The 20471-nt window shown below is 66.7% G+C and carries 17 protein-coding genes; 10 read left to right on the top strand and 7 right to left on the bottom strand.

The genetic code is table 11. The features are described from left to right. Nucleotides 1-231: 231 nt before the first annotated feature. From G6O54_RS15780 to G6O54_RS15765, 4 genes are all read left to right on the top strand, one after another. The gene (locus G6O54_RS15780) at nucleotides 232-2106 is read left to right on the top strand and encodes a hypothetical protein (protein WP_165226611.1); all 1875 of its coding nucleotides are present in this window, start codon (nucleotides 232-234) and stop codon (nucleotides 2104-2106) included. Nucleotides 2107-2178: 72 nt separating this feature from the next. Beyond that, entirely contained in the window at nucleotides 2179-3012 is an 834-nt protein-coding gene (locus G6O54_RS15775; protein ID WP_165226610.1) for a thymidylate synthase, read from the top strand. Between the two features lie 26 nt (nucleotides 3013-3038). Further along, entirely contained in the window at nucleotides 3039-3551 is a 513-nt protein-coding gene (locus tag G6O54_RS15770; protein WP_165226609.1) for a dihydrofolate reductase, read from the top strand. Between the two features lie 51 nt (nucleotides 3552-3602). Next, nucleotides 3603-5030, top strand: a complete 1428-nt coding sequence (locus G6O54_RS15765; RefSeq protein ID WP_165226608.1) for a hypothetical protein — start codon at nucleotides 3603-3605, stop codon at nucleotides 5028-5030. Here G6O54_RS15765 and G6O54_RS15760 read toward each other — a convergent pair. Beyond that, nucleotides 4985-6220 carry a TIGR04053 family radical SAM/SPASM domain-containing protein gene (locus G6O54_RS15760; RefSeq protein ID WP_205678835.1) on the bottom strand — a complete coding sequence of 412 codons (1236 nt, stop codon included), beginning with the start codon at nucleotides 6218-6220 and terminating at the stop codon, nucleotides 4985-4987. The genes G6O54_RS15765 and G6O54_RS15760 overlap by 46 nt on opposite strands. A gap of 88 nt (nucleotides 6221-6308) precedes the next feature. On the opposite strand from G6O54_RS15760, the gene hemG reads away from it, so the two are divergent. Continuing rightward, nucleotides 6309-7769, top strand: a complete 1461-nt coding sequence (gene hemG / locus G6O54_RS15755; RefSeq protein ID WP_250846920.1) for a protoporphyrinogen oxidase — start codon at nucleotides 6309-6311, stop codon at nucleotides 7767-7769. 87 nt (nucleotides 7770-7856) lie between these two features. Here the strand turns inward: hemG and G6O54_RS15750 are convergent, their stop codons facing one another. Next, the gene (locus tag G6O54_RS15750) at nucleotides 7857-8744 is read right to left on the bottom strand and encodes an NAD(P)H-binding protein (RefSeq protein WP_165226607.1); all 888 of its coding nucleotides are present in this window, start codon (nucleotides 8742-8744) and stop codon (nucleotides 7857-7859) included. Nucleotides 8745-9334: 590 nt separating this feature from the next. On the opposite strand from G6O54_RS15750, the gene G6O54_RS15745 reads away from it, so the two are divergent. From G6O54_RS15745 to G6O54_RS15735, 3 genes are all read left to right on the top strand, one after another. Continuing rightward, entirely contained in the window at nucleotides 9335-10660 is a 1326-nt protein-coding gene (locus G6O54_RS15745) for an acyltransferase family protein (protein ID WP_165226606.1), read from the top strand. 115 nt (nucleotides 10661-10775) lie between these two features. Beyond that, nucleotides 10776-11225 carry an RrF2 family transcriptional regulator gene (locus G6O54_RS15740; RefSeq protein ID WP_165226605.1) on the top strand — a complete coding sequence of 150 codons (450 nt, stop codon included), beginning with the start codon at nucleotides 10776-10778 and terminating at the stop codon, nucleotides 11223-11225. 103 nt (nucleotides 11226-11328) lie between these two features. Beyond that, complete coding sequence (locus G6O54_RS15735; RefSeq protein WP_165226604.1) at nucleotides 11329-13089, top strand: GxGYxYP domain-containing protein; 1761 nt, start codon at nucleotides 11329-11331, stop codon at nucleotides 13087-13089. Nucleotides 13090-13185: 96 nt separating this feature from the next. Here G6O54_RS15735 and G6O54_RS15730 read toward each other — a convergent pair whose 3' ends face one another. The 5 genes from G6O54_RS15730 to G6O54_RS15710 form a co-directional block, all read right to left on the bottom strand. Continuing rightward, nucleotides 13186-13722 carry a hypothetical protein gene (locus G6O54_RS15730; protein WP_165226603.1) on the bottom strand — a complete coding sequence of 179 codons (537 nt, stop codon included), beginning with the start codon at nucleotides 13720-13722 and terminating at the stop codon, nucleotides 13186-13188. A gap of 620 nt (nucleotides 13723-14342) precedes the next feature. Further along, entirely contained in the window at nucleotides 14343-14705 is a 363-nt protein-coding gene (locus G6O54_RS15725; protein ID WP_165226602.1) for a hypothetical protein, read from the bottom strand. Beyond that, entirely contained in the window at nucleotides 14705-15775 is a 1071-nt protein-coding gene (locus G6O54_RS15720) for an inosamine-phosphate amidinotransferase 1 (protein WP_165226601.1), read from the bottom strand. Before G6O54_RS15720 ends, G6O54_RS15725 begins: the two co-directional genes overlap by 1 nt. After that, nucleotides 15772-16545: a guanitoxin biosynthesis pre-guanitoxin forming N-methyltransferase GntF gene (gene gntF, locus G6O54_RS15715; protein ID WP_165226600.1), complete on the bottom strand. Its 774-nt coding sequence runs from the start codon at nucleotides 16543-16545 to the stop codon at nucleotides 15772-15774. The genes G6O54_RS15720 and gntF overlap by 4 nt, the downstream gene beginning before the upstream one ends. Beyond that, nucleotides 16538-17698, bottom strand: a complete 1161-nt coding sequence (locus G6O54_RS15710) for a type III PLP-dependent enzyme (protein WP_165226599.1) — start codon at nucleotides 17696-17698, stop codon at nucleotides 16538-16540. Before G6O54_RS15710 ends, gntF begins: the two co-directional genes overlap by 8 nt. A gap of 295 nt (nucleotides 17699-17993) precedes the next feature. On the opposite strand from G6O54_RS15710, the gene G6O54_RS15705 reads away from it, so the two are divergent. Both G6O54_RS15705 and ltrA read left to right on the top strand, forming a co-directional pair. After that, on the top strand, nucleotides 17994-18131 hold the full coding sequence (locus G6O54_RS15705) for a hypothetical protein (RefSeq protein ID WP_165226598.1): 138 nt from the start codon (nucleotides 17994-17996) through the stop codon (nucleotides 18129-18131). 732 nt (nucleotides 18132-18863) lie between these two features. Further along, on the top strand, nucleotides 18864-20213 hold the full coding sequence (gene ltrA, locus G6O54_RS15700) for a group II intron reverse transcriptase/maturase (protein ID WP_205678830.1): 1350 nt from the start codon (nucleotides 18864-18866) through the stop codon (nucleotides 20211-20213). Nucleotides 20214-20471: the final 258 nt, after the last annotated feature.

Below are 20471 nucleotides of genomic sequence, written 5' to 3'. Positions count from 1 at the left end.
ATTGCTTGATCTCGCACTTCCATGATCAAGTTCGATCGTTCTAGACCGCAGCCCAAAATCATCACGAGCGGTCGGATCTCCAGGATCGCACCTCCCTCGTTACAGGCGTTGAATTCGCGCGGGTCGTATTCCGATTTGCGGAATACTCTGGGGGCATGGCCACGTCGGACCCGATCCCAGGATCGAGCGGAAGGACTCCGGATTGAGAGAGGTTCGAGGGGGGGGGGCCGCATGGACTCGACGGACGCCGAGGTTCTCGATCCGCCTCGGAAACGGTGGGCGAGCATCCTCCCGGCCTTCGCCTTCGCGGCGATCTGCCTGTGGCCGCATGCCGAGCGGATGATCCACCCCAGCCTCTTCAGCGACGACGTCATCCGGATCGCGCAGCTCCGGACGAGCCGCTTCGGGGACGTCATCCTCCGCCCGTTCAACGAGCACTTCGCGCCGGTCTTCCAGCTCGTGACCTGGAGCACCTGGCAGCTCTGCGGGCAGCGACCGACGGTTGCGCGGTGGGGATTCACGGCGGCCTCGCTGCTGCCGTTTGTGATCGCGCTGGGAGTGCTCTTCTTGCTGGTCCGTCGCGAGGCTCGGTCCCTGGCGGCGGCCCTGGCGGCGACGGCCGCGTTCAGCCTGTCCGCCGTCCACGCGGAGGCGGCCTGGTGGTATTCGGCCAGCAGCTTCACCTGGGCGCTGGTCGGGACGATCGTGGCGTGGCTCGCGGCCGCGACGGCGATCGATCGCGAGCGGGCGGGATTGCCGTCGCGGGCGAGTTGGTGGCTCGCGGTCGCGGCGGCGGTGTCGGCCCCCGCCTTCTCGGCGATCGGCCTCCTGGCCGGGCCGACGGCGGCGATTCGCGTGGGGCTAGATACCCGGATCGCCGGCCGTCGGAAGTCCCATTCGATCCTGCCGGTCGCCGGCACGCTGGCCTATCTCGCGGGGGCAAGCCTGCTCCGCTATCACGCGGTCGTCACCGAGAGCGTCCACCAGAACGCGGATGTCGTCGGCGGTCTGCTCGCGGCGCTGCGAGCCCCGGGGGACGTCCTGCTGCCGGGGCTGTTCGGCCTGGGGAACATTGACGGCTTGATGAGGGGCGGCCTGGATCTGGCCGTTTCGGCCGGCCTCCTCGCGTCGCTCGTCGTTGTCATGGCCCGGAGCGAGGGCTCAATCCGGGCGGCGATCACGGCGGGGCTGGCCCTGATCGTCGGCGGGTACGCGCTGACGTACTGCGTCCGCAATCAGTACGGCGCGCACTGGCTGCTGGAGGTCCAGCGCTACCATCTCTTCCCGCAGCTCGGGCTGGTCGTGATCCTGGGCCTGATGGCCCGTCGACCGCTCTCCCGGATGGAGGAGCGACCCGTCGCGGCCCTGGCCTTCGGCACGGTCTTCGCCGGCTTGCTCCTGGCCCTGCACCTACCACGGATGCGCGAGATCGAGAGGAACCTGAGCTTCCCCGACCAGCCGCGCTCGCTCGCCGCGCTCGAGGACATGGAGCAGCTCAGCCGCCATCGTCGGATCGGCCGGGACGACCTCCTCGCGGCCTTGCCGCCGGTCCGTCCGCGGTGGTATCCCCACGAGGGGAGCATTCTGGAGATGCTGCCGCGGACCCGTCGATCCGGCATGCCGCCGGACCAGGTCGTTCGGATCCTCAGGGATTCCCTGGCGACCAGGGACCTGGAATCGCTCCTGGGCGGGATGGATGCGTCGGCACTCCTCCTCTCATCGGACGGGCCAACCGGCAAGCAGGCGATCGCGCGTGGCGATCTCGTCGACAGCGTCGGCGCCCGCCCCGACGGCCCCGGGCGGTGGCGCGGGTCGGCAAACCGCATGCTCCTGGAGTTCGATCTCGGCCGGTCAATCGACGGCAGGCCGCTCTTCCTGCACATGCCGGGGCTCGAACGGGCGGAGAAGGCGGAGCTCTGGTGGGCCGGCGATCGCGACGCGTGGACGGAAGCCCGCAGCGCCTCCTGGAAGGGAACCTCGCCCGGGGCCACCGTGCTCCCCCTGGATCGGCTGCCCCACTGGTCGGCGGAGCATTCGCGACGGGTCCGCCTCGTCGTCCGGTCGGACCGGCCGATCGCCGTGGAGGCGCCGCGGCTCTTGCGGTGAGCTTGCAGACCGAGCCTGAATCCCGCTAGAATGGCATTTAAGTTCATTCATAAGTCTAAGTTGAGTCCAGGGATGCGAGCCTATCTCGACCTCCTCCGCGATGTTCGCCGGCACGGCGTGCGAAAGCCGACCCGGGCGGTGCTCCGTTCGACGGGCGAGAAGATCGACGCGCTCAGCGTCTTCGGCCGGCAGATCCGCTTCGACCTGGCCGACGGCTTCCCGCTGGTCACGACCAAGAAGGTCGCCTTCGGCGCCATCGCGCATGAGCTGATCTGGTTCCTCCGCGGCTCCACCAACATCGCCTACCTGAAGGAGCACGGGGTCAAGATCTGGGACGAGTGGGCCGACGAGGACGGCGAGCTCGGCCCGGTTTATGGCAAGCAGTGGCGATCGTGGTGCGGGCCGGGGTGCGAGCCCATCGACCAGATCGCCAACGTCGTCGCGGGCATCCGGGCCGTGATCGCGGATCCGACCGCGTCGGTCGGCCGCCGCCTGGTCGTCTCGGCCTGGAACCCGGCCGAGATCGAGGACATGGCCCTGCCGCCGTGCCACACGATGTTCCAGTTCAGCGTGACCGAGGGCCGGCTCTCTTGCCAGCTCTATCAGCGGTCGGCCGACCTGTTCCTGGGCGTGCCGTTCAACATCGCCAGCTATGCGCTGCTCACCCATCTGGTCGCCAGGGTGACGGGGCTGGAGGCCGGCGACTTCATCCACACGTTCGGCGATGCCCATATATACACGAATCACCTGGACCAGGTCGACGAGCAGCTCGCTCGCGAGCCGCTGCCGTTGCCGCGGATCGAGATCGACCCGGGGCTCCGCGACCTCGAATCGGTGTCGCGGGAGCAGATCCGCCTGGTCGGCTATCGGTCGCATCCGGCGCTTCGGGGAGAGGTCGCCGTCTAGTCACTCGAACGGAATCGGGGCGGGGCATGACGCTGTCGATCGTGGTCGCGATGAGCCGGACCGGCCTGATCGGCCGCGCGGGGGCCCTGCCCTGGCACCTCTCGCGCGACCTGAGGAACTTCAGGAAGATCACCATGGGCAGGCCGATCATCATGGGCCGCCGGACTCATGCGTCGATCGGCCGCGCCCTGCCGGGGCGGGCCAACATCGTCCTGACTCGGCATCCGGACCAGGTGGCGGCGGGATGTGTCGCGGCCGGTAACGTCGACGAGGCCCTGGACCTGGCCCGCGTCGCGGCGGGCCAGGATGGTGAGGCCATGATCGTCGGCGGGGCCGAGGTCTATCGCGAGTTCCTGCCGCGGGTTGCGAAGGTCTACCTGACCGTGGTCGAGGGGGATTTCACGGGCGACGTCTCCTTCCCCGAGCCGCTGCTCGACGTCGATCGCTGGGAGGTCCTCTATCGGGAAGAGTGGCCGGCCGACGCCGCGAATCCGCACGCCGCGACCTACAGGATCCTTGCACGCGTGGCCCCTCGCTGATAAGAGGGCGAGATCGCCGTCGAAGCCGCCTCAGGACGATGAGGAAACCCCATGATCCGCCTCCAGGAATCCGCACCCTTCGCGCTGTTGACTGTCCTTGGCTTCCTGGCCGGAGTCGCCGCCGCCTCGGCCGGCGACGTCACGCCGATCGTCGAGGTTGAGGAGAACGTCTACACGTACACCGATGCCCGCAACGGGGCCGGGCCGATGTGGTGCGCCGGCTCGACGACGCTGGTCCGCTCCGGCGACAGGCTCTTCGCCAGCGGGCTCGAGACGATCCCCGGCGCGGAGCCGCTGAACAACTGCCGCTGGGTGCTCTTTACGCGCGACGCAGGCGGCTGGAGGCGCGTCCGGGCCGATGACGAGGGTCGCACCCGCGAGCCGTCGCCGATGGCCGCCTTCGCGGACGGTCGCGTCTTCCTCTCCGTGAATCCGACCCTGAACCAGGGTTCGAAATCCGGCGCCGGCCCGGCGCGGCCGGATGTGCTCCAGTTCCAGGCCGGAGAGCCCGACGGCCCGCCGAAATCGCTGGCGCCGGCCTGGAAGGGCTCGCCGGCCTTCACCGAGCACTCCTATCGGAGCTTCGTCGCGGACGGGCCGGGGGCGGAGCTCCTGCTGCTTCAGAACATCGACTACGCCCACGCCGAATGGACCTTCCGCGACCACGACGGCGCGTGGAGCGCCAGCGGACAACTCCGGTGGCCCACGATGGAGGGCGGAAAGAAACCGACACCCCTCCGCCTCTGCTACCCGAACGTGGCCCTGCGCAACCGCTCGGCCTTCTTCTTCGGCGTGGGGGACATCTTCGAGCCGAACGACGCCTGGCGAGCCTACAAACGCGAGCTGACCGGGAGGGAATGGGACTACGTCTTCTGCCGGCTCTTCTATTCGTGGACGCCCGACATCGCGTCCGCACCGTTCGCGGGCTGGGTCGAGATCGCCAACCGCGACGCGACCCGCGGCCACGTCTGGCCGTGCGACCTCTGGGTCGCGCCGGGGGGCGACGTCCACCTGCTCTGGACCGAGCGCGCGATCGACGAACGGCTGCGGGCGAAGTTCTTCCCCGAGGCGAAGCAGAGTGAATCGCTGAACCATGGCGTGGTTCGCGACGGCAAGCTCATCCTCCGCCAGGCCGTCGCCGAGGAGCCCGGCGAGGCCGCGGGCGTCTCCGGTTCCGGCCATCGGTTCCACGTCACCCCCGACGACCGCCTCTTCGTGGTCCACCGGATCAATGCAGCCGGGCCGGACGGTCGTCGGACGCTCGAGAATCGAATCGTCGAGATCCTGCCCGGCGGGAAGCTCGGAAGGCCCGCGAAGATCCCGCTGGGACGTCCCTTCACGAACTTCTTCACGGCCACGCCGCGGGCAGGCTCGCCGCCGTCGTGGACGCTCGACATGCTGGGCGAGCGGGCGGGCGTCCCGAACGCGATCGGCTACGCGCGAGTGAGGCTGGGCGCGCCGGATGGCAAGGCGGGCTGATAGACGCAGTCCGGCTCCGCCGCGTAGGGGTTGCCCGTGACGTTGAAGGCCCGGGCCCGGCTGCCGCCGCAGAGGTTGCGGTAATCGCAATAGCCGCACTTGCCGTCGAAGGTGTCCGGCTGCCGGAGCCGCTGGAAGATCGGGGCGTTCTGGTAGACGTCCACCACGTTGTTGAACGGGAACATCCCGCAGACGAGCGGCATGAAGCCGCTGGGATGGACGAGCCCGGTGTGGCTGACGAACATGACCCCCTTGCCGTCGTTCACCCCGGTCGTCAGGAACTGGGGCGACGAGCCGCCGTGACCGCCGCGACCGTGCGGATGCCCCCCCATCGCCGGCGCCTCGCCCGCTCCGTCCCGTCGGGCCTTCACCCGCTGCTGGGCGACGAACCGCCGGTAATGCATCCCCTCCGTCGTCTTGATCCCGTACGGCTGCTTCCGCGACTGGGCATAAAGCCGGGCGAACGCACGCTCGTACTGCTCGCCGGTCAGGCGGAGGTCCGCGGTGGCCCGGCCGACCGGGACGATCAGGAAGACCGACCAGAGGACGATCCCGTGCTGTGCGAGCATGTCGGCGATGGCTTCGATCTGATCGAGGTTCGCCGGGTTCAGAGTCGTGTTGACCTGGACCGGGATGCCGAGCGCTCTGGCATCCCGCATGATCCGCTGCGTCTGCTCGAAGCTTCCGGCCACCCCGCGCATCGCGTCGTGCGTCGCCGCATCCGCGCCGTCGATGCTCACGGCCATCCGGGCGATCCCGGCCTCCTTCAGCCGGGCGATCGCCTCGGCGGTCACCAGGGGCGTCGGCGACGGGGTGATTGCCGTCTCCATCCCCGTGTCCGCCGAGTAGCGGACCAGCTCGAAGATGTCGGCCCGCTTGAGCGGGTCGCCGCCGGTCAGCACCAGCATCGGCTGCACCGGGAAGCTCGCGAGCTGATCGATGAGCCGCTTCGAGAGGTCCGTCGTCAACTCGTTCGGATCCGACTGCGGCTGGGCGCACGCCCGGCAGTGGCGGCAGACGAGGTCGCACGCCCGTGTCAGCTCGTAGAAGACGATCATCGGACTGATCGCGAAATCCCGCTCCGCGAACTTCCCCATCCCTCGCCCATGCAAGATCGCCGCACTCGGGCCGCTCATCGTCTTCACCCCGCCTTTGAGGATGCCACGGCCGTCCTTGACGACAGTGGACATGAATGTCCAGAATAAGAGAGGCGCCCACGCGTGTCAACGGTCCGAAGGGCTGGAACGGCGAGTGGCGAGATCGGAGTGAGAATTGGAAGTGGCATTGGATCAAGGGGTTGCGTCGGAGGATCGGTCTCGATCCGGGGCCGTGGTGGCGGTCATCGGCGGGGGAATCACGGGCCTTGCCGCGGCGCATCGGCTGAGGGAGCTGGCACCCGACGTCGAGGTTCGCGTCCTGGAGTCGGCTGCGCGCCCGGGGGGCGTGCTCGGCACGATACGGGATCGCGGCTTCCTGATCGAGGAGAGCGCGGATAGCTTCCTGACCGCCCTGCCGGATGCGCTCAGCCTTTGCCGCCGGGTGGGCCTCGAGGATGCCCTGATCCCGACCGATCCGGCGCACCGGCGGGCGTTCGTGGTCAGCCGCGGGCGGCTGGTGCCGATCCCCGACGGCCTGATGGTGATGGCCCCGTCCCGGCTCTGGCCGATGGTCACGACCCCGATCCTGAGCCCCTGGGCCAAGCTGCGGATGGGGATGGATGTCCTGATTCGACGATCGGACGCGGCCGATGAGAGCCTGGCGTCCTTCGCCCGCCGACGGTTCGGCCAGGGCGCCTACGAGCGCCTGATCCAGCCTCTGGTCGGCGGCATGTACACGGGCGATCCGGAGCTCCTGAGCGTCGAGGCGACGATGCCGAGGTTCCGCGAGATGGAGCGGACTCACGGCAGCCTGATCCGGGCCGCGATCCGAGAACGGGCCGGCCGCACCAAGGGGGCCGCGGGGAGCGGCGCTCGCTACGGGATGTTCGCCGGGCTTCGCGACGGGATGGCGAGCCTGGTCGAGGCGGTTGTCCGCCGCCTGCCGCCAGGCTCGGTGCGCTGCGGGGCCGCGGTCGAGGGCATCCGGCGGATGTCCGACGGCTGGTGGATCGACATCGCGGGGGAGGATAGCCTTCGGGCGGCCGCCCTGATCGTGGCGACGCCGGCCCGCGAGGCCGCCCGGCTCCTGTCCGCGATCGACGCGTCCCTCGGCTCCGACCTCGGTCGGATCCGCTCGACGTCCTGCGCGGTCGTCTCGCTGGGATACCGGCGCGATCAGGTCGCCCACCGACTGGACGGCTTCGGTTTCGTCGTCCCCGAAGTTGAGAAGCTCCAGGTCCTCTCCGGCAGCTTCTCGAGCGTGAAGTTCGCGGGCCGCTCCCCGGACGGCATGGTCCTGCTGCGGGCCTTCCTGGGCGGTGCTTTCCGGGCGTCGATCCTCGAGCGGGACGATCCCGAGCTCCTCGCGGTCGCGGCGGAAGAGCTGGGCCGGCTGCTCGGCATTCGGGGCGAGCCGATCCTGGGCCAGGTCCGTCGCTGGCCGGAAGTCATGCCGCAATACGAGCTGGGCCACACCGACCTCGTCCGCTCGATCGAGGCGCGGCTCGAGGCCCTGCCGGGGATGGCCCTGGCCGGCAATGCCTACCACGGCGTGGGCGTCCCGCAATGCATCAAGTCGGGCGAGGCCGCCGCGGAGCGACTGGCTGCGACGCTGGGCGAAGTCGGATCGAACCGGAGGTGAAACTCGCCGCGGCGTGCGAGAAATGGGTCGTGCGAGGTCCGCACGCCGCGGCGTTTCGACGCGGAGACATGGGGCGAGGCCATCGGGTCACGCGGCCCTGACCAGCGGGATCAGGACCTGGCTCGCCCACGCGCCGAGGGTTGTGTTCGTCGTGGTTTCGGGAGTCCGCGGCTCGCCCAGTCGGGACCAGCCGAGGACGCCAATCGCCTCGCACATCTGCACGTAGCTGTCCGCGAAGTCCTGCGAGAGGCCCGCGGCCAGCGCCTGGCGGCGATATGCATCGGCGGAGATCTGGACGTTCTTCAGGCGGCGGCCGAGGATCGCCCCGAGCGCTCCGACGGCCGCGTCCAGTGAAAGGTCGGCCGGGCCATGCAGGGCCTGGACCGAGCGGCCCGACCAGCGGGGGTCGAGGAGCCGGCGGGCGGCCGCGTCCGCGATGTCGCACGCGGCGATCATCGGGAATCGCAGACTCCCGGGGTAGAGCCACGGGAGCTCTCCTTCACCCCGCAACGAGCCGATCTGGCCGAGGAAGTTCTCCATGAAGAAGCCGGGCCGGAAGTGGGTCACGTCCGCACCCGTTTCATCGAGCGCCCGCTCGACCTGGTTCAGCCCCGAGATCGGCCCGAGCCCATCGGCCCAGCCCGCCCCGACGCTGGACAGGTTGACGACCCGCGGGATGCGGTTGACCCGCACCGCCCGCAGCACCGACTCGGCGAGCCGTCCATACCAGGCCCGTACATTCGCCGCCGTCGGGTTGGAAGGCGATACCCAGAAAAGGACGTCCGTCCCCTCAGTCGCGCGGATCATCGCCCCCGCGTCCTCCGAACAGGCCCGGCGGACGATCTCCGATTCGTGCAGATACCGGGGTAGCCGCTCCGGCCGCCTCGCGAGGATCGTCAGCGCCCGGCCCGACGAGGCCAGCCGCTCGAGCAGATGTCGGCCGACATTGCCCGTCGGCGCGGTAACCGTGATCATGTCTTCAAAGGCTCCGGGGAAAGGTCTTCGGGGGTGAGCAAGGGCCGGCCGGACTCAACCGGCCGGACAACCCGCCCCGGCCGGCCACGGGGCCGATCCCCGAGACGGCTCCGATCCGCAGACGTGATCCCCCTCTCCGGCCCCGCGGCAATGGGACGACGCACAGCAACCCGGACGGCCCGCGTAGAGGAGCGTCAGGTTCCGCCTGGCTCGACTCCACAGCCTCGCTTCGTGAAAGTCGTCCTCTCGCGCGGTCATCCGCGCGGGACCGTTCGTCGAAGTGTCCGGATTGGCGTTCATTCAAGGACTTCCTGCTGGATTGACCTCTGTCTCGCGGCGATCTCGTGGACCACTCCCTGACACGCCACCGGCCGCTTGCGTTCGCGGCCCAGGACCCGCCACTCGCAGGTCCCTCGTGGCAATGTATATTATTCCTATCGGCAGAATATGGATTAGTCAAGAGCCTTCTCGGCAAGGACATCGAAAATCGGCGTCAGAGGACTACGGTCAAGAGAATGCCCTATAAATACGATAGGATTAGTATAAATTGTCTCGGGGAGAGTCGTTCCGTCTCTGAGCGGGGGGAAGAAATGGGGACTGAAGTGGCCCAGAAGGGGGAGGAGTCGCGACGGCCGAAACTGCCCGCCCTTTCCGGCGTGCGGATCTTTGCCGCCGTGCACATCTATCTCTTCCACGTCAAGCAGGCGCACGATGCGGGGCTGCTCACCTTCGGAGTGCTCGAGGCTCTGCCGGGGCCGCTGGCGCGCTTGATGGGGAGGGGGTACATCTCGACGGGCTTCTTCTTCGAGCTCTCCGGGTTCTTGATGGCGTATGCCTATCTCGACCCGGGGGGGCGACTTCGGTGCCCGGCGAAACAGTTCTGGAAGGGGCGATTCGCCAGGCTCTATCCGCTCTATTTCCTGTCCCTGATCCTGCTGGTGCCGGCGCCGGCCCTCCTGCCATTCACGGCGAAGCACCCGACGCCTCTGGAGCTTGCCGGAGGGGTCAGCGCGAGCCTTGCCCTGGTCCAGGCGTGGTTCCCGCCGTTCGCGCTCTGGTGGAATGCGCCGGCCTGGGCACTTTCCGCGTTTGCCGCGTTCTATGCGATCTTCCCCCTCGCGGGCCGACTGACGACCGGGATGGACCGATCCAGGCTCCTGGCCCTGGCTCTGGTGCTGGGGTTCCTCTCGTGGCTCCCTCCGGCGCTTTACCTGGTCCTGAACCCCTATGGAGATGGTTGGACGGTCCGATCGATCGACCTGGGCGGGACCTGGCTGACGGTCCTTCGATTCCACCCCCTGAGCTGGCTGCCGCAGTTCCTCGCCGGGGTGGCGCTCGGGCGCTGGTTCGGGCTGGGGGTCGATCGGGGCGAGATCACGGTTCGGACGCCGGCCGCCGGCGCGGCGACGTTTTCCGCCGGGGACCTCGTGGCGGTCGGGATCCTCGGCTTCCTGGCACTCACGCCGGCGATCCCTTACGTCCCGCTGCGGCACGGTTTGCTCGCCCCGGCCCTGCTGCTGGTCATCACGGACCTGGCGCGGGGCCGAGGGCTCCTGGCGCGCGGGCTTTCGGCCCCCATCTTCGCCCGGGCCTCCGAGGCGAGCTTCCCGCTCTTCGCCCTCCAGATGCCGGCCGGGCTCTGGTTCTGCGTCGGCTTCCTGTCCTCCTCGAAGGGGACGACGGGGCAGTTGCTTGGGATGATCGCCTGGACGCTCGGGGCATCCGCGCTATGGGCAGAGCTTGTCGGTCGCCGCGGCGGATCGCGCAGAGCGAAGGCGTCTGGAGCAGGCCGGATCGGGCCCAGGTCCGAGGGGGCGCAGGCGACCCCTCCACGCCCGATCGATGCGGCCGGGTCGTCCGTCGGTTCGCCAGGATGGCGTCGTGGCTTGAAAGTCCGTAATATCGATCAAGAATGATTTTGACGGCCTTGAGCGTTCGAGGGCCGTGGCGAGTGCGAGTCGCCCCGGGGCGCTTCCCGCGGGGCCGGCGGCGCAGGTCTGTCTCTTCCCATCCCACCGCAAGAGTCGCCCCATGACCGTCTCGGCAAAGTGTTATTACGCCCTCCGGGCGCTCTATGCGCTGGCGGAGCATGCGGATTCGACCCCCCTTAAGGCCAGCGAGATCGCCGAGCGGCAGCACATCCCGATCAAGTTCCTGGAGGCGATCCTGAGCCAGTTGAAGGGGGGCGGGTATGTGAACAGCCGGCGCGGCGTCGAGGGGGGCTATTTCCTGGCCAAGGCGCCCGACCGGCTGAAGATCGGCGAGGTGATCCGGTTCATCGACGGCCCGATCGCGCCGGTGGATTGCGTGAGCGTCTCTCGCCCGAAGGAGTGCGAGTACCCCGGCCACTGCCCCTTCTTTGGATTCTGGGGCCGCGTCCGCCAGGCCATCTCCGACGTGGTCGACCAGACCACCTTCTCCGACCTGATGAAGGAAAACGAGGGGCGCCGCAACGTCTACGTCCCGGACTGGATGATCTGACGAGCCCGGGATCGAGGCGGTAACGGCTTGACCTCGGCCGCCGGGACGGGGAGCATCGGTTATCCCGCCAAGCTCTCCTCCCTGATCCCGAGGCGTACCTGCCATGCCTGCCCGCCTTTCCACTCTCGTGATGTTCGCCTGCGCCTTCGGCTGGTCGATCGGCGTCGCGACCGCCGCCCCCCCGCGCGGGGAAGAGGCGCCCCTGGTCGCCTGCACGCTCTCGGCGAAGGCCGACGCGGCCTCGTACGATGAGGCCATGGCGACGGCCTCGATCCAGGGGATCGTGAACCGCAGGGGGCCGAAGCTCTACGTGCTGTCGGCCGCCAATCCGAGGCCGAAATACTGGCTCGACCTGTTCCGGAAGGACGGCGGGTGGCTGGCCGGGCGCCGCCTCGAAGAGGCAAGCGGCCTGGACGCGCTGGTGAAGTTGGCCGGGGATGACCTCCGCGGGGCCGTGATCTGGGATCCGAACGTGCCGGCGACCGTGAACGTCGCGACCACGATCGCGGGGGTCGAGGACGCCGTCGTCCTGAGCCCGGAGCTGGCGGCGGCGAACCTGTCGCGCTGGAAGCTGAAGGTCATCCGCGACCTCCGCGGGATGTTCGACGGCAAGGAGACGGGGAGCCGCAAGAACGACGCCTACCGCTGGGCGATCCGCGAGTACCTCGCACCCGGGAAGTGCTCGAATCATCGCCTCTTCCTGGACGAGGACGCGGCCGTGACGCGTGCCGCCGGGAAGATCGGCGACGTGGTCACGCGCGACTGGGCCGTGGCCAACCGGGCATTCGTCCTCGATCTTTCCCCGTGGGGCGACGAGCCCCCGGCCGACGACACGTCCCAGACACTCGGCACGGACCTGGAAACCTACCGGATGATCCTCGAGACCGTCTTCCGGAACGCCGGCGGCAAGGAGCTGACGGAGCTCTCGGGCTTCTTCGCGTTCCACAAGTACAGCAACGTCCCGGGCCATCCGAGCGCACACGACCCGGTGCCGACCGAGTGGGAGACCGTCTGGCTGATCTCGCCCTACAATGGCTACCAGAACACGGTCACCGGCGACTGCTTCAACCAGTCGTTGCACAGCCAGGCCCCGCGGAAGCCGCTCCGCCAGCAGCCGGCGGCGAGCGGGAAGCCGCTCTCGCTCTCGAACACGTCGTACCTCGCGTTCTTCATGGCCGATTACGACTCGACGATGCCCCTCTACGAGATCCTCCCCCCGCGCTGGGATGCGCCCGAACGCGGCAAGCTGCCGCTGGCCTGGGGGATCAATCCCAACCTCCTGGAGACCTACCCCGACATCATCGCCCACTACTACGCCACGGCCACGCCCAACGACACGTTCACGAGCGACGCGAGCGCCGCGGGCTACATGAACCCGAACCGCATCCGGCCCGACCAGTTGCCGTTGTTCGTCGAGCACAACCGCCGCCTCTTCCGCGAGGCCGGCATGACGATCGCGCCGATGGTCCTGGACTGGGATCAACCGTCGCCCGCCGTCAAGGACGCCTTCCGCGAGTTCTCCCCCGACGGCTTCGCGACGATCGTCATGGACCTCCACGGCAAGGGAGGCAAGCCGCCGGCGCCGCAACTGTGGAAGGGGATGCCGGTGACCGAGCTGATCAGCGAGCCCTGGGACTTCACCCAGTCCGCCGGCGCCGCCGACATGATCCACGCACGCCTCGCCAAACGCCCCGCCGGCGCCCCGGCCTTCTTCCTCAACCGCGTCGTCTGGGTCACCCCCGCCGACGTGATCCGCTGCGTCGAGGAATTGCGAAAGCGGCACCCCGAGGACCGGTTCGAGCTCGTCGACATCCGCACGTTCTTCCGGCTCTTCCGGGAGGATCAGCAGCGGCGGGGACATTGATTGGAGAAGAAGAGGCCCTACCACGGATGGCACGGAAGTCACGGATCAAGAGGACACCGGAACCGGACGGGAGACTCGCGATCGGGAGCGGATCGGTTAAAAGTGGTAGGGAGACTTGGGAGGAAGCGAGTTGGTCACGACGGTGGCCTTCTGGAAGAACTCCTGGCAGGCGGCGTTGGTCGCGCCGTAGTAGAATTGCGTCCCGAAGGCCACGGCGATCGTCTTCGCGTGTTTCATGGACTCGGTCAGATCGCCCTTGAGGTTGGCCTTGGCCGACGCGGTGTCCGGGTCGTCCTTGGCAAACCAGTTGTCGGACGGGAAGTCCTTGCTGACGAGACTGCGGGTCAGGTCGGCCTGGTTGTCGCGGACGACCTGGATGCCCTGAGTGGTCATCTTCAAGTAGACGTGGAAGTTGTAGGCGCTCTCCAACCCGAACCGAAACGTGACGTGAAACTCGTCGAGTTCATGGTTCCCGTTATCCCCCCAATCGATCGTCACGTGGGGATATCCGGGTTTTTTGATGTTCCCGTCGCGACACCAGTAGGCGTTCTGCGTCTTCAGGACGCGCTGATACTCTCCGCTGTAGGGCTCGCACGCGATGTACATCTTGGTGGCCAGGTCCTTGATCAGCATCTCGGGTTCTCCGTCGACGGACAGACCGGGGCGCCGCTCGGTTGAGGTGAGCTTCCGGGGTTGATGGGGACTGACACGAGGCGATGCGGAAGGGCCCCGGAGGCAGAACGTGCTCGTCGCCGGTCTCTGCCGGCGGATCAGTCATACCCCGCGCTGGCGAGCCTGTCCTGTCGATGCCTTGAAAAGCGTGAATTGACGTGCGGGTATTCTTGCTCTTTTCATGGCGAAAGGCAATCCCCTCAAGCAGGGGCTTTTCGCCTCGCGGGGCGGTCGAACTGCAACCCGCGTGACATCCTTGATCGCTCGCGATGAGAACAACGGTTCCCGAGCCGCCGACTTCCTATCTGGAGGGGCCTGCCCCTTCCCTCGTCTTCGAGCGTTGCGCAGGCTTCGGGTAACTTGATCGTGGAGAGAAAACGGCAGTTCGCCAGAAACACGGGTTTCGTACGAACCGTTCGTGATGGATTGGCGACTGGGTGGCGTTCAGGCAGTCTGCGGGGCGGCGGGATGGACGAGGCGGACGATGGAGTCGAGCAAGCCGGAGACGGGGGTAGGTCCGCGTCAGCGTGTTCACGACGCTCGTCCGGGCCTCAAGGCGCACTCGATTGAGTTGGACGACCTCAAGGGGAGTTTCTGCCGAATTGCAGCAGGAGAATGGCCGCCACGGCCAGTGCGACCCCGACCCACTGCGCAGGGGTCAGGACGGATTCAAGGACGATCGCATCCCAGAGAAGGTCGATGATCAGGTGGATCACCACGAACAGGACGATGGCAGGGCCGAATGACAAAGTACTGAGACGAAACATGATTGCCATCAGCACGAGGCAGGAGATCCATATCAGAAATCCGGCCGAAAGTGCCCACCCGTTCGGCCGCTTGGCCCACTGGAAGAGGAGTATGTCGCCGACGGCACCGAGGACGGCACTACCTACCAGCAGTGAGTACCAAACCAGGATCGAGAGGCCCCAGGCTGTGGATCTCATCACTGAGGAGAGCCCGCCGGACGACAGTATGTCTCAGGTCCACCCTTGCGGCGGACATCCAAGGTGACGCAATGGAATCCGCCGCCGAGCGTCCGTGCGTGCCTCAGCCGCAATGGGACGATCTCGATCCCGCGTCGTTCCAGCTCTTTCACGAGCGATTTCTGAACTGGGTCCACGATCGCCAGTTCGGGACGAACCATCAGGAAATTGATCCCAATCCATTTGGACGCATACGAGGTGCCCGTGAAGCCGATGTCCACGACATCCTTGAGGTACACGACGTCCCACCCATGGAACACGTCGGGGAGGTTGTGCGGCCCTACCCTCTCTCCGTTCACGACGACCAGCCCCGGCCGAACCGGGGTGATCGTGGTGTCGACGTGGGTGCCACCATAAATCCCGTCGTAGACGCGGACGCGGAAGTCCGGGCCGAGGATGGATTGCAGCCAATGTGCCCCCAGCCGGTTGCCCGAGACCGAGACCAGATAGAGGATGTCGCGGCCCAGCCGGAGCAGATTGGCCGCGTCGAAGATCGGTTCGGCCTCCGTCAGGGCGTGCGGATGCGAGCCGTCGAGGCAGTAGGTGTCGTCGGCCAATCGCGGCCGGGGAGCGGATACCCACCGGGCCCCGCCGCGGAGGTAATCCATGAGCAGAGGCTTGAACGGAAGCGTCTCGTACTGTCGGCATCGCAGCGTCATCGGCGCCTCGATGAGCCAGTCGCCGGCGACGACGAACAGGTCTCGTGGGCAATAACTGTATTGCCCGTCCGTTTCAAAATCGGGCGAACGATATGTTCGCGCATGGTCCCAGACATCGGGACGTCGGACGACCACGCCGAGTTTCAGGAACGTCTCGATCAGGATCTCGAGATCTTCTTCCGTTTCCGCGATCACATGGTCCGGATACGGGCCTGACGGGATTCGATCGATGCTGCCGTAGCTCCGGTATTCGACCGCGAAGAGGCCCCGATCCGGCCTGGCGATCCGGGCGTGAACGGCCCTCCCGACGACCACTTCTTCGAGGGGATCCCATTCGGTATAGGAGCGAACCCGCCCAAACGCCTCGCTCATCTGCTCTGCCCTCTGGTCGCGTTGACAAGGATGATGTGGTCGAAACCATCCTCAACCCAATCGGGAGCGGGGACGGCCTGGGCCGCAATGGATGAGGCGTCGAAGTTGTGCCGGACGAGTACTTCTCGAAAATCCTGCTCCCTCACCGGCGTGCAAGGGAACCAACGACCCAGGACGGCATACCGGTGAGCATCCCCGACAGCCGCGAAGTACACAGCCCCTCCGGGGCGCACGAGTCCCAGGACCCTGCTCATGACCATCCCCCATTCGTCCCGGTCCTTTGCCACGCATTCCGGGCAGAAGAAGGAGGTGACCAGGTCGTATCTCGCCGGCCATCCGAGGGGGTTGGGGCATCGGAGGTCGCAAGGGAGTAGCGCGGAAACCCGCGAGCGATAGAGGGCTTTCCTTCGCTCCAGTTCCGCGGTTGAGGCCCCCTCGCAGGTCAGCACGTCTCGAAATAGCGCATCCCAGTCGTGCGCATCCGGAGCCTCGTTGAGCCACTTGCGTACTTCGCCGAGGTTCGCAGGCAGATAGTCCGCCAGATCGATCTGAAGGGCGTACGGGGCGATTGCGAAGGTGTTGTGGATGGTCGGACCGCACCCCAGGTCCAGCGCGGTCGGGAACACGCGGCCGGTTCGCCTCAACCAGTCACAGAGGGATCGGAACAGCCGGGCATCATCGGCGGCGAGCTGCGGCCGCGAGTAATATTGCCTCAGGTAATCCCGCGGCTCGAAGGCCCGGTATGAGTCCTCAGCGTCCGGATCAGCCATCCCGCGAATCTCCTCCCGTTCCGACGAGAACGACCCGTGGCGGATCGAAGCCATTGAACGTCGTCGAGACCGATGTCGAGTATGCTCCCGCGAATCGAAACGCCAGGCGATCGCCCGTCCGCAGCTCGGGGAGGTTGAACTCACCGGGCAGGACGTCCAGGCTGTCGCACGTGGGCCCGGCGAGCCGGCATCGCTGGAAGGGCCTTTCCCCGTGGTCCGCCACGATCGGCATGGCGAAACCGCCAGCGGCGGGGAGCCATTCGAAGAGCCCTTGGTAGATTCCGGCGTCAAGGTACACCCAGCGCTCGCCGCCGCGAGTGGCGGTTCCGATCACCGAAGTGACGAGTGTTCCAGCGGTTGCAGCGATGGACCGACCAGGCTCGAAGGTGACGCGACAGCCCGCGGTGCCGCAACGCTGGATTGCGGCATCCCGGACGAGGCCTCCGATCGCGGCCAGTGGCGGGACCGAGGTGGTGTAAGGAACGGGCAAACCGCCTCCGAGGCTGATGATCTCGGGTGGAGCGCCAACCTCGGCGAGCCGCTCACAGACGGCCCGGCAGAGATTCAATGCGCCCAACCAGGTGGCGATCGCCTCGCATTGAGAGCCGACGTGCATGGTCACCCCTGCCGACTCTAGCCCGCTTCGGCGAGCGAGACGGGCCAGCTCAACCACTTCATCCGGCGCGCAGCCGAACTTCCCGCCGAGGCGGACTCGACTCCCATGTCCGTCCGTTTCGAGTCTTACGACGACCCGGCTTCTCGGTGCGATCGTCGCGAGCTTCTGGACCTCTTCGCGGCAATCGACGGCCATAACTGAGATTCCGCTGTCATGCAACAGGCGGACAAAAGCCGGGGACTTGATGGTGTGCAGGCATACGATGCGGTCGGACGGGATTCCGAGACCGAGCACGGCTCGCAACTCACTGGCCGACGCGACCTCGAACCCGACGCCTAATGTCGCGAGGCATGAGACGACTCGCTCGTCGGGATTACTCTTGAGTGCATACCAGATATCCACGTCCGGGAATGCGTTGCGGAGGAGCTCGACGTTTCGGCCGACGACTCGCAGATCCATCAAAAGCAGGGGCGTCTCCATGCCTCGGATTTCGGGAAAGATGCAGCCGCTTTCACCGGCCACGGGGCTCTCCTTCATTTCATTCTCCATCCTTCGCCCCTGTTCTAGTCCCGCAACAAGCCATGCCTCGAGTGCCCTGGCAGAAGACCCGTGTACGCCAGAGCGATGCGCACCAATGGCATGCAGGTGACAATCTGACTGACGTGCAATTATAGTCCTGTCAGTTTGAATCTGGTGAGATCAGGAGCTGGGTTTGGGGGGGTGGGGTCGAAAAGACCAACCATGCCCCCAAAGTTACAAATGTAGAATGGTCCTAACCCCTTTGGCCTTGATGACCCCTCTGGCCTTGACGAGGCCCGGCAGAGGACCAAGCATGACGTTGAGGAAGGCCGTCAGCCCGCATGGTGGCAGCTCGCCGCTGGTCATCCAGGATGCCGACCTCTCAGCCCGTCAGTTTCCGCCCACGATGAAGGATACGCACGGTACATTCCACAAGCCCGCGTGCTGGTGAGCGCCGGTCGGCATCCCCCCCAAAGAGTAGTGAGTGGGCTTCTCAATCGAAGGTGGCCCTGAGTGATGATCCCTCGTCATCCTCGAATCTGACCCTGCCCATGTTGCCCAGAGATCTGCGAGCAATCGCGATGTCCTTGCGTCAAGTTAAGCCCGTGGAAAGGAGAAAGATCTCGAAATCAGAAACCTTTCGCTGGAATCCTGCGGGTAGCCAATCCCGCCTGGCAGAGCCGGGCCAGCAGCCAGAAGCGAGTCTTGCGTGGCGATGGGGTAACCCATCCTGCGAAGCGTAGACAGCCAGGCCGAAGGTCGTGTGATTGAGCCCCGAAAACGAGAGATGTGAGGAGCCCTCGTCGTGGACATTGGCGGGGGCCGCGTCGGATGTCGCCGCACCTGGTCCCATCAGGCGCATCCGGTCCCGCCGGGGTCGAAGAGCACGGGCAACGGTCATCAGGGTTCCCCGGGAACTTGAGAGACCCCGACGTCTCCATCGAAGACTCCGGATCGGGAGACCGGATGACCAAACTCCCAGGCCCCCGGCGGGACGCCCACGACCGAGGGGAGCGAAATACGGGCGAAGCGATGGTATCGGGCTCGCGAAGGTAACGAAGCGGGCCGAGACGGGCGGCGGGGATTCGGAGCGCCTCATAGTACCGACGAGGCGGGGGAACCACACCGAAGGGACCCCGCGGAGGGAAGGGGGCGTCGGATCACGACACCGTTGGAGGGAAACATGGCGGGTGCATTGAAACCCGTGGACGTGTCCACGAAACGACAACGGATCGCGGAACTCGCTCGAAAGAGCCCCGAGATGGGGTTCACGTCCCTGGCTCATCACATCGATGTCGCCTGGCTTCACCAGGCGTACCAGCGGACCCGTAAGGACGGCGCCCCCGGCGTGGACGGACAGACCGGCGAGGACTATGCGGCGAACCTGATGGGCAACCTCAGGTTGCTGCTGGACCGAGCCAAGTCCGGCACGTACGTGGCGCCCCCGGTGCGACGGACCTACATCCCCAAGGCCGGTTCGGCTACCGAGACCAGGCCGCTGGGGATTCCGACCTTCGAAGACAAGGTGCTTCAACGGGCGGTGGTCATGGTTTTGGAAGCCATTTACGAGCAGGACTTCTTGGATTGCTCGTACGGCTTCCGACCGGGCCGGTCGGCGCACCAGGCCCTGGACGCCATCTGGCGTCAGGCGATGGACATGAGAGGGGGCTGGATCCTGGACGTGGACATCCGAAAATTCTTCGACACGATCGACCACGGCCATCTCCGGGAGTTCCTCAAGCGACGGGTGCGAGACGGTGTATTACTGCGACTGATCGGCAAATGGCTCAACGCGGGGGTCGTCGAGGACGGATGCGTTACGCATCCGGAATCGGGGTCGCCGCAAGGGGGTGTGGTGTCACCCTTGCTCGCGAACCTGTTCCTGCACTACGTGCTGGACGAATGGTTCGAGCGTGAGGTCAAGCCCCGCCTTCGCGGGAGGGCCTTCCTGGTTCGCTACGCCGACGACTTCGTCATGGGGTTCACCCATGGGTCTGACGCCAGGCGAGTCCTGGAAGTGCTCCCCAAGCGATTCGCCAAGTACGGACTGACGGTCCACCCGGATAAGACGCGATTGGTGCCGTTCGAGCGGCCCGACCGCGCCGCGCGAGAGGTCGGGTCGGGAGAGCAGGCCCCTGGGACGTTTGACTTCCTCGGGTTCACGCACTTCTGGTCGCGATCTCTGCGCGGGAACCCAGTAGTGAAGAGGAGGACCGCACGAAGTCGCCTCAGCCGGGGGCTGGCCGCGATCGCGGAATGGTGCCGGCAAAACCGACATCTACCGCTCGAGGAACAGCACCATACGCTGAGCCAGAAACTGCGCGGCCATTTCGCCTACTACGGGATCACGGGCAATTCAACCGCCCTGAGCTTGTTCCGGCGATTGGCCACACACATCTGGAGACGATGGCTCTCCCGGCAGCGTCGGGACGGGGCCATGACCTGGACGGATTTCGCTCGGCTCCTGGAGCGCTACCCGCTCCCGCCGCCGATCCCGATCCACTCCACGTACCGTCGAGCAGCGAGTTCATGATCTGAGGAGCCGTATGCACGAAAGTGCACGTACGGATCTGTGGGAGCCTCGGGGGAGCAATCCCCCGGGGCGACCCGGCCCGTCGCCTTCCCCTGACCACATTGGTGAAAAACCGCCAGGCTGACGAAGCCGACGCTGGCGAGGAGAAGAGCACTCGGCTCAGGGACGGCGGTCGAGTAGCTGATCTGAAGTACTGGTCTCAGAGGCTATCCGGCAACGTCTCGAATGACGTAAACTCTTCATCTCTCAGGAGGTCCG

The sequence above is a fragment of the Aquisphaera insulae genome (assembly GCF_011064615.1).
GTDB lineage: Bacteria > Planctomycetota > Planctomycetia > Isosphaerales > Isosphaeraceae > Aquisphaera > Aquisphaera insulae.
Note: the sequence above shows the minus strand (reverse complement) of the source record. Positions and strands in the feature narration are given on the sequence as shown.

What these genes read in the sequence shown, in the direction of transcription:
- G6O54_RS15745 (WP_165226606.1), top strand. Translation starts at nt 9,335, where the DNA reads ATGGGGACTGAAGTGGCCCAGAAGGGGGAGGAGTCGCGACGGCCGAAA.
- G6O54_RS15720 (WP_165226601.1), bottom strand. Translation starts at nt 15,775, where the DNA reads ATGAGCGAGGCGTTTGGGCGGGTTCGCTCCTATACCGAATGGGATCCC.
- G6O54_RS15765 (WP_165226608.1), top strand. Translation starts at nt 3,603, where the DNA reads ATGATCCGCCTCCAGGAATCCGCACCCTTCGCGCTGTTGACTGTCCTT.
- G6O54_RS15740 (WP_165226605.1), top strand. Translation starts at nt 10,776, where the DNA reads ATGACCGTCTCGGCAAAGTGTTATTACGCCCTCCGGGCGCTCTATGCG.
- G6O54_RS15780 (WP_165226611.1), top strand. Translation starts at nt 232, where the DNA reads ATGGACTCGACGGACGCCGAGGTTCTCGATCCGCCTCGGAAACGGTGG.
- G6O54_RS15770 (WP_165226609.1), top strand. Translation starts at nt 3,039, where the DNA reads ATGACGCTGTCGATCGTGGTCGCGATGAGCCGGACCGGCCTGATCGGC.
- G6O54_RS15750 (WP_165226607.1), bottom strand. Translation starts at nt 8,744, where the DNA reads ATGATCACGGTTACCGCGCCGACGGGCAATGTCGGCCGACATCTGCTC.
- G6O54_RS15705 (WP_165226598.1), top strand. Translation starts at nt 17,994, where the DNA reads ATGACGTTGAGGAAGGCCGTCAGCCCGCATGGTGGCAGCTCGCCGCTG.
- gntF (WP_165226600.1), bottom strand. Translation starts at nt 16,545, where the DNA reads ATGGCTGATCCGGACGCTGAGGACTCATACCGGGCCTTCGAGCCGCGG.
- G6O54_RS15775 (WP_165226610.1), top strand. Translation starts at nt 2,179, where the DNA reads ATGCGAGCCTATCTCGACCTCCTCCGCGATGTTCGCCGGCACGGCGTG.
- G6O54_RS15725 (WP_165226602.1), bottom strand. Translation starts at nt 14,705, where the DNA reads ATGAGATCCACAGCCTGGGGCCTCTCGATCCTGGTTTGGTACTCACTG.
- G6O54_RS15730 (WP_165226603.1), bottom strand. Translation starts at nt 13,722, where the DNA reads ATGCTGATCAAGGACCTGGCCACCAAGATGTACATCGCGTGCGAGCCC.
- G6O54_RS15710 (WP_165226599.1), bottom strand. Translation starts at nt 17,698, where the DNA reads ATGAAGGAGAGCCCCGTGGCCGGTGAAAGCGGCTGCATCTTTCCCGAA.
- ltrA (WP_205678830.1), top strand. Translation starts at nt 18,864, where the DNA reads ATGGCGGGTGCATTGAAACCCGTGGACGTGTCCACGAAACGACAACGG.
- G6O54_RS15735 (WP_165226604.1), top strand. Translation starts at nt 11,329, where the DNA reads ATGCCTGCCCGCCTTTCCACTCTCGTGATGTTCGCCTGCGCCTTCGGC.
- G6O54_RS15760 (WP_205678835.1), bottom strand. Translation starts at nt 6,220, where the DNA reads ATGTCCACTGTCGTCAAGGACGGCCGTGGCATCCTCAAAGGCGGGGTG.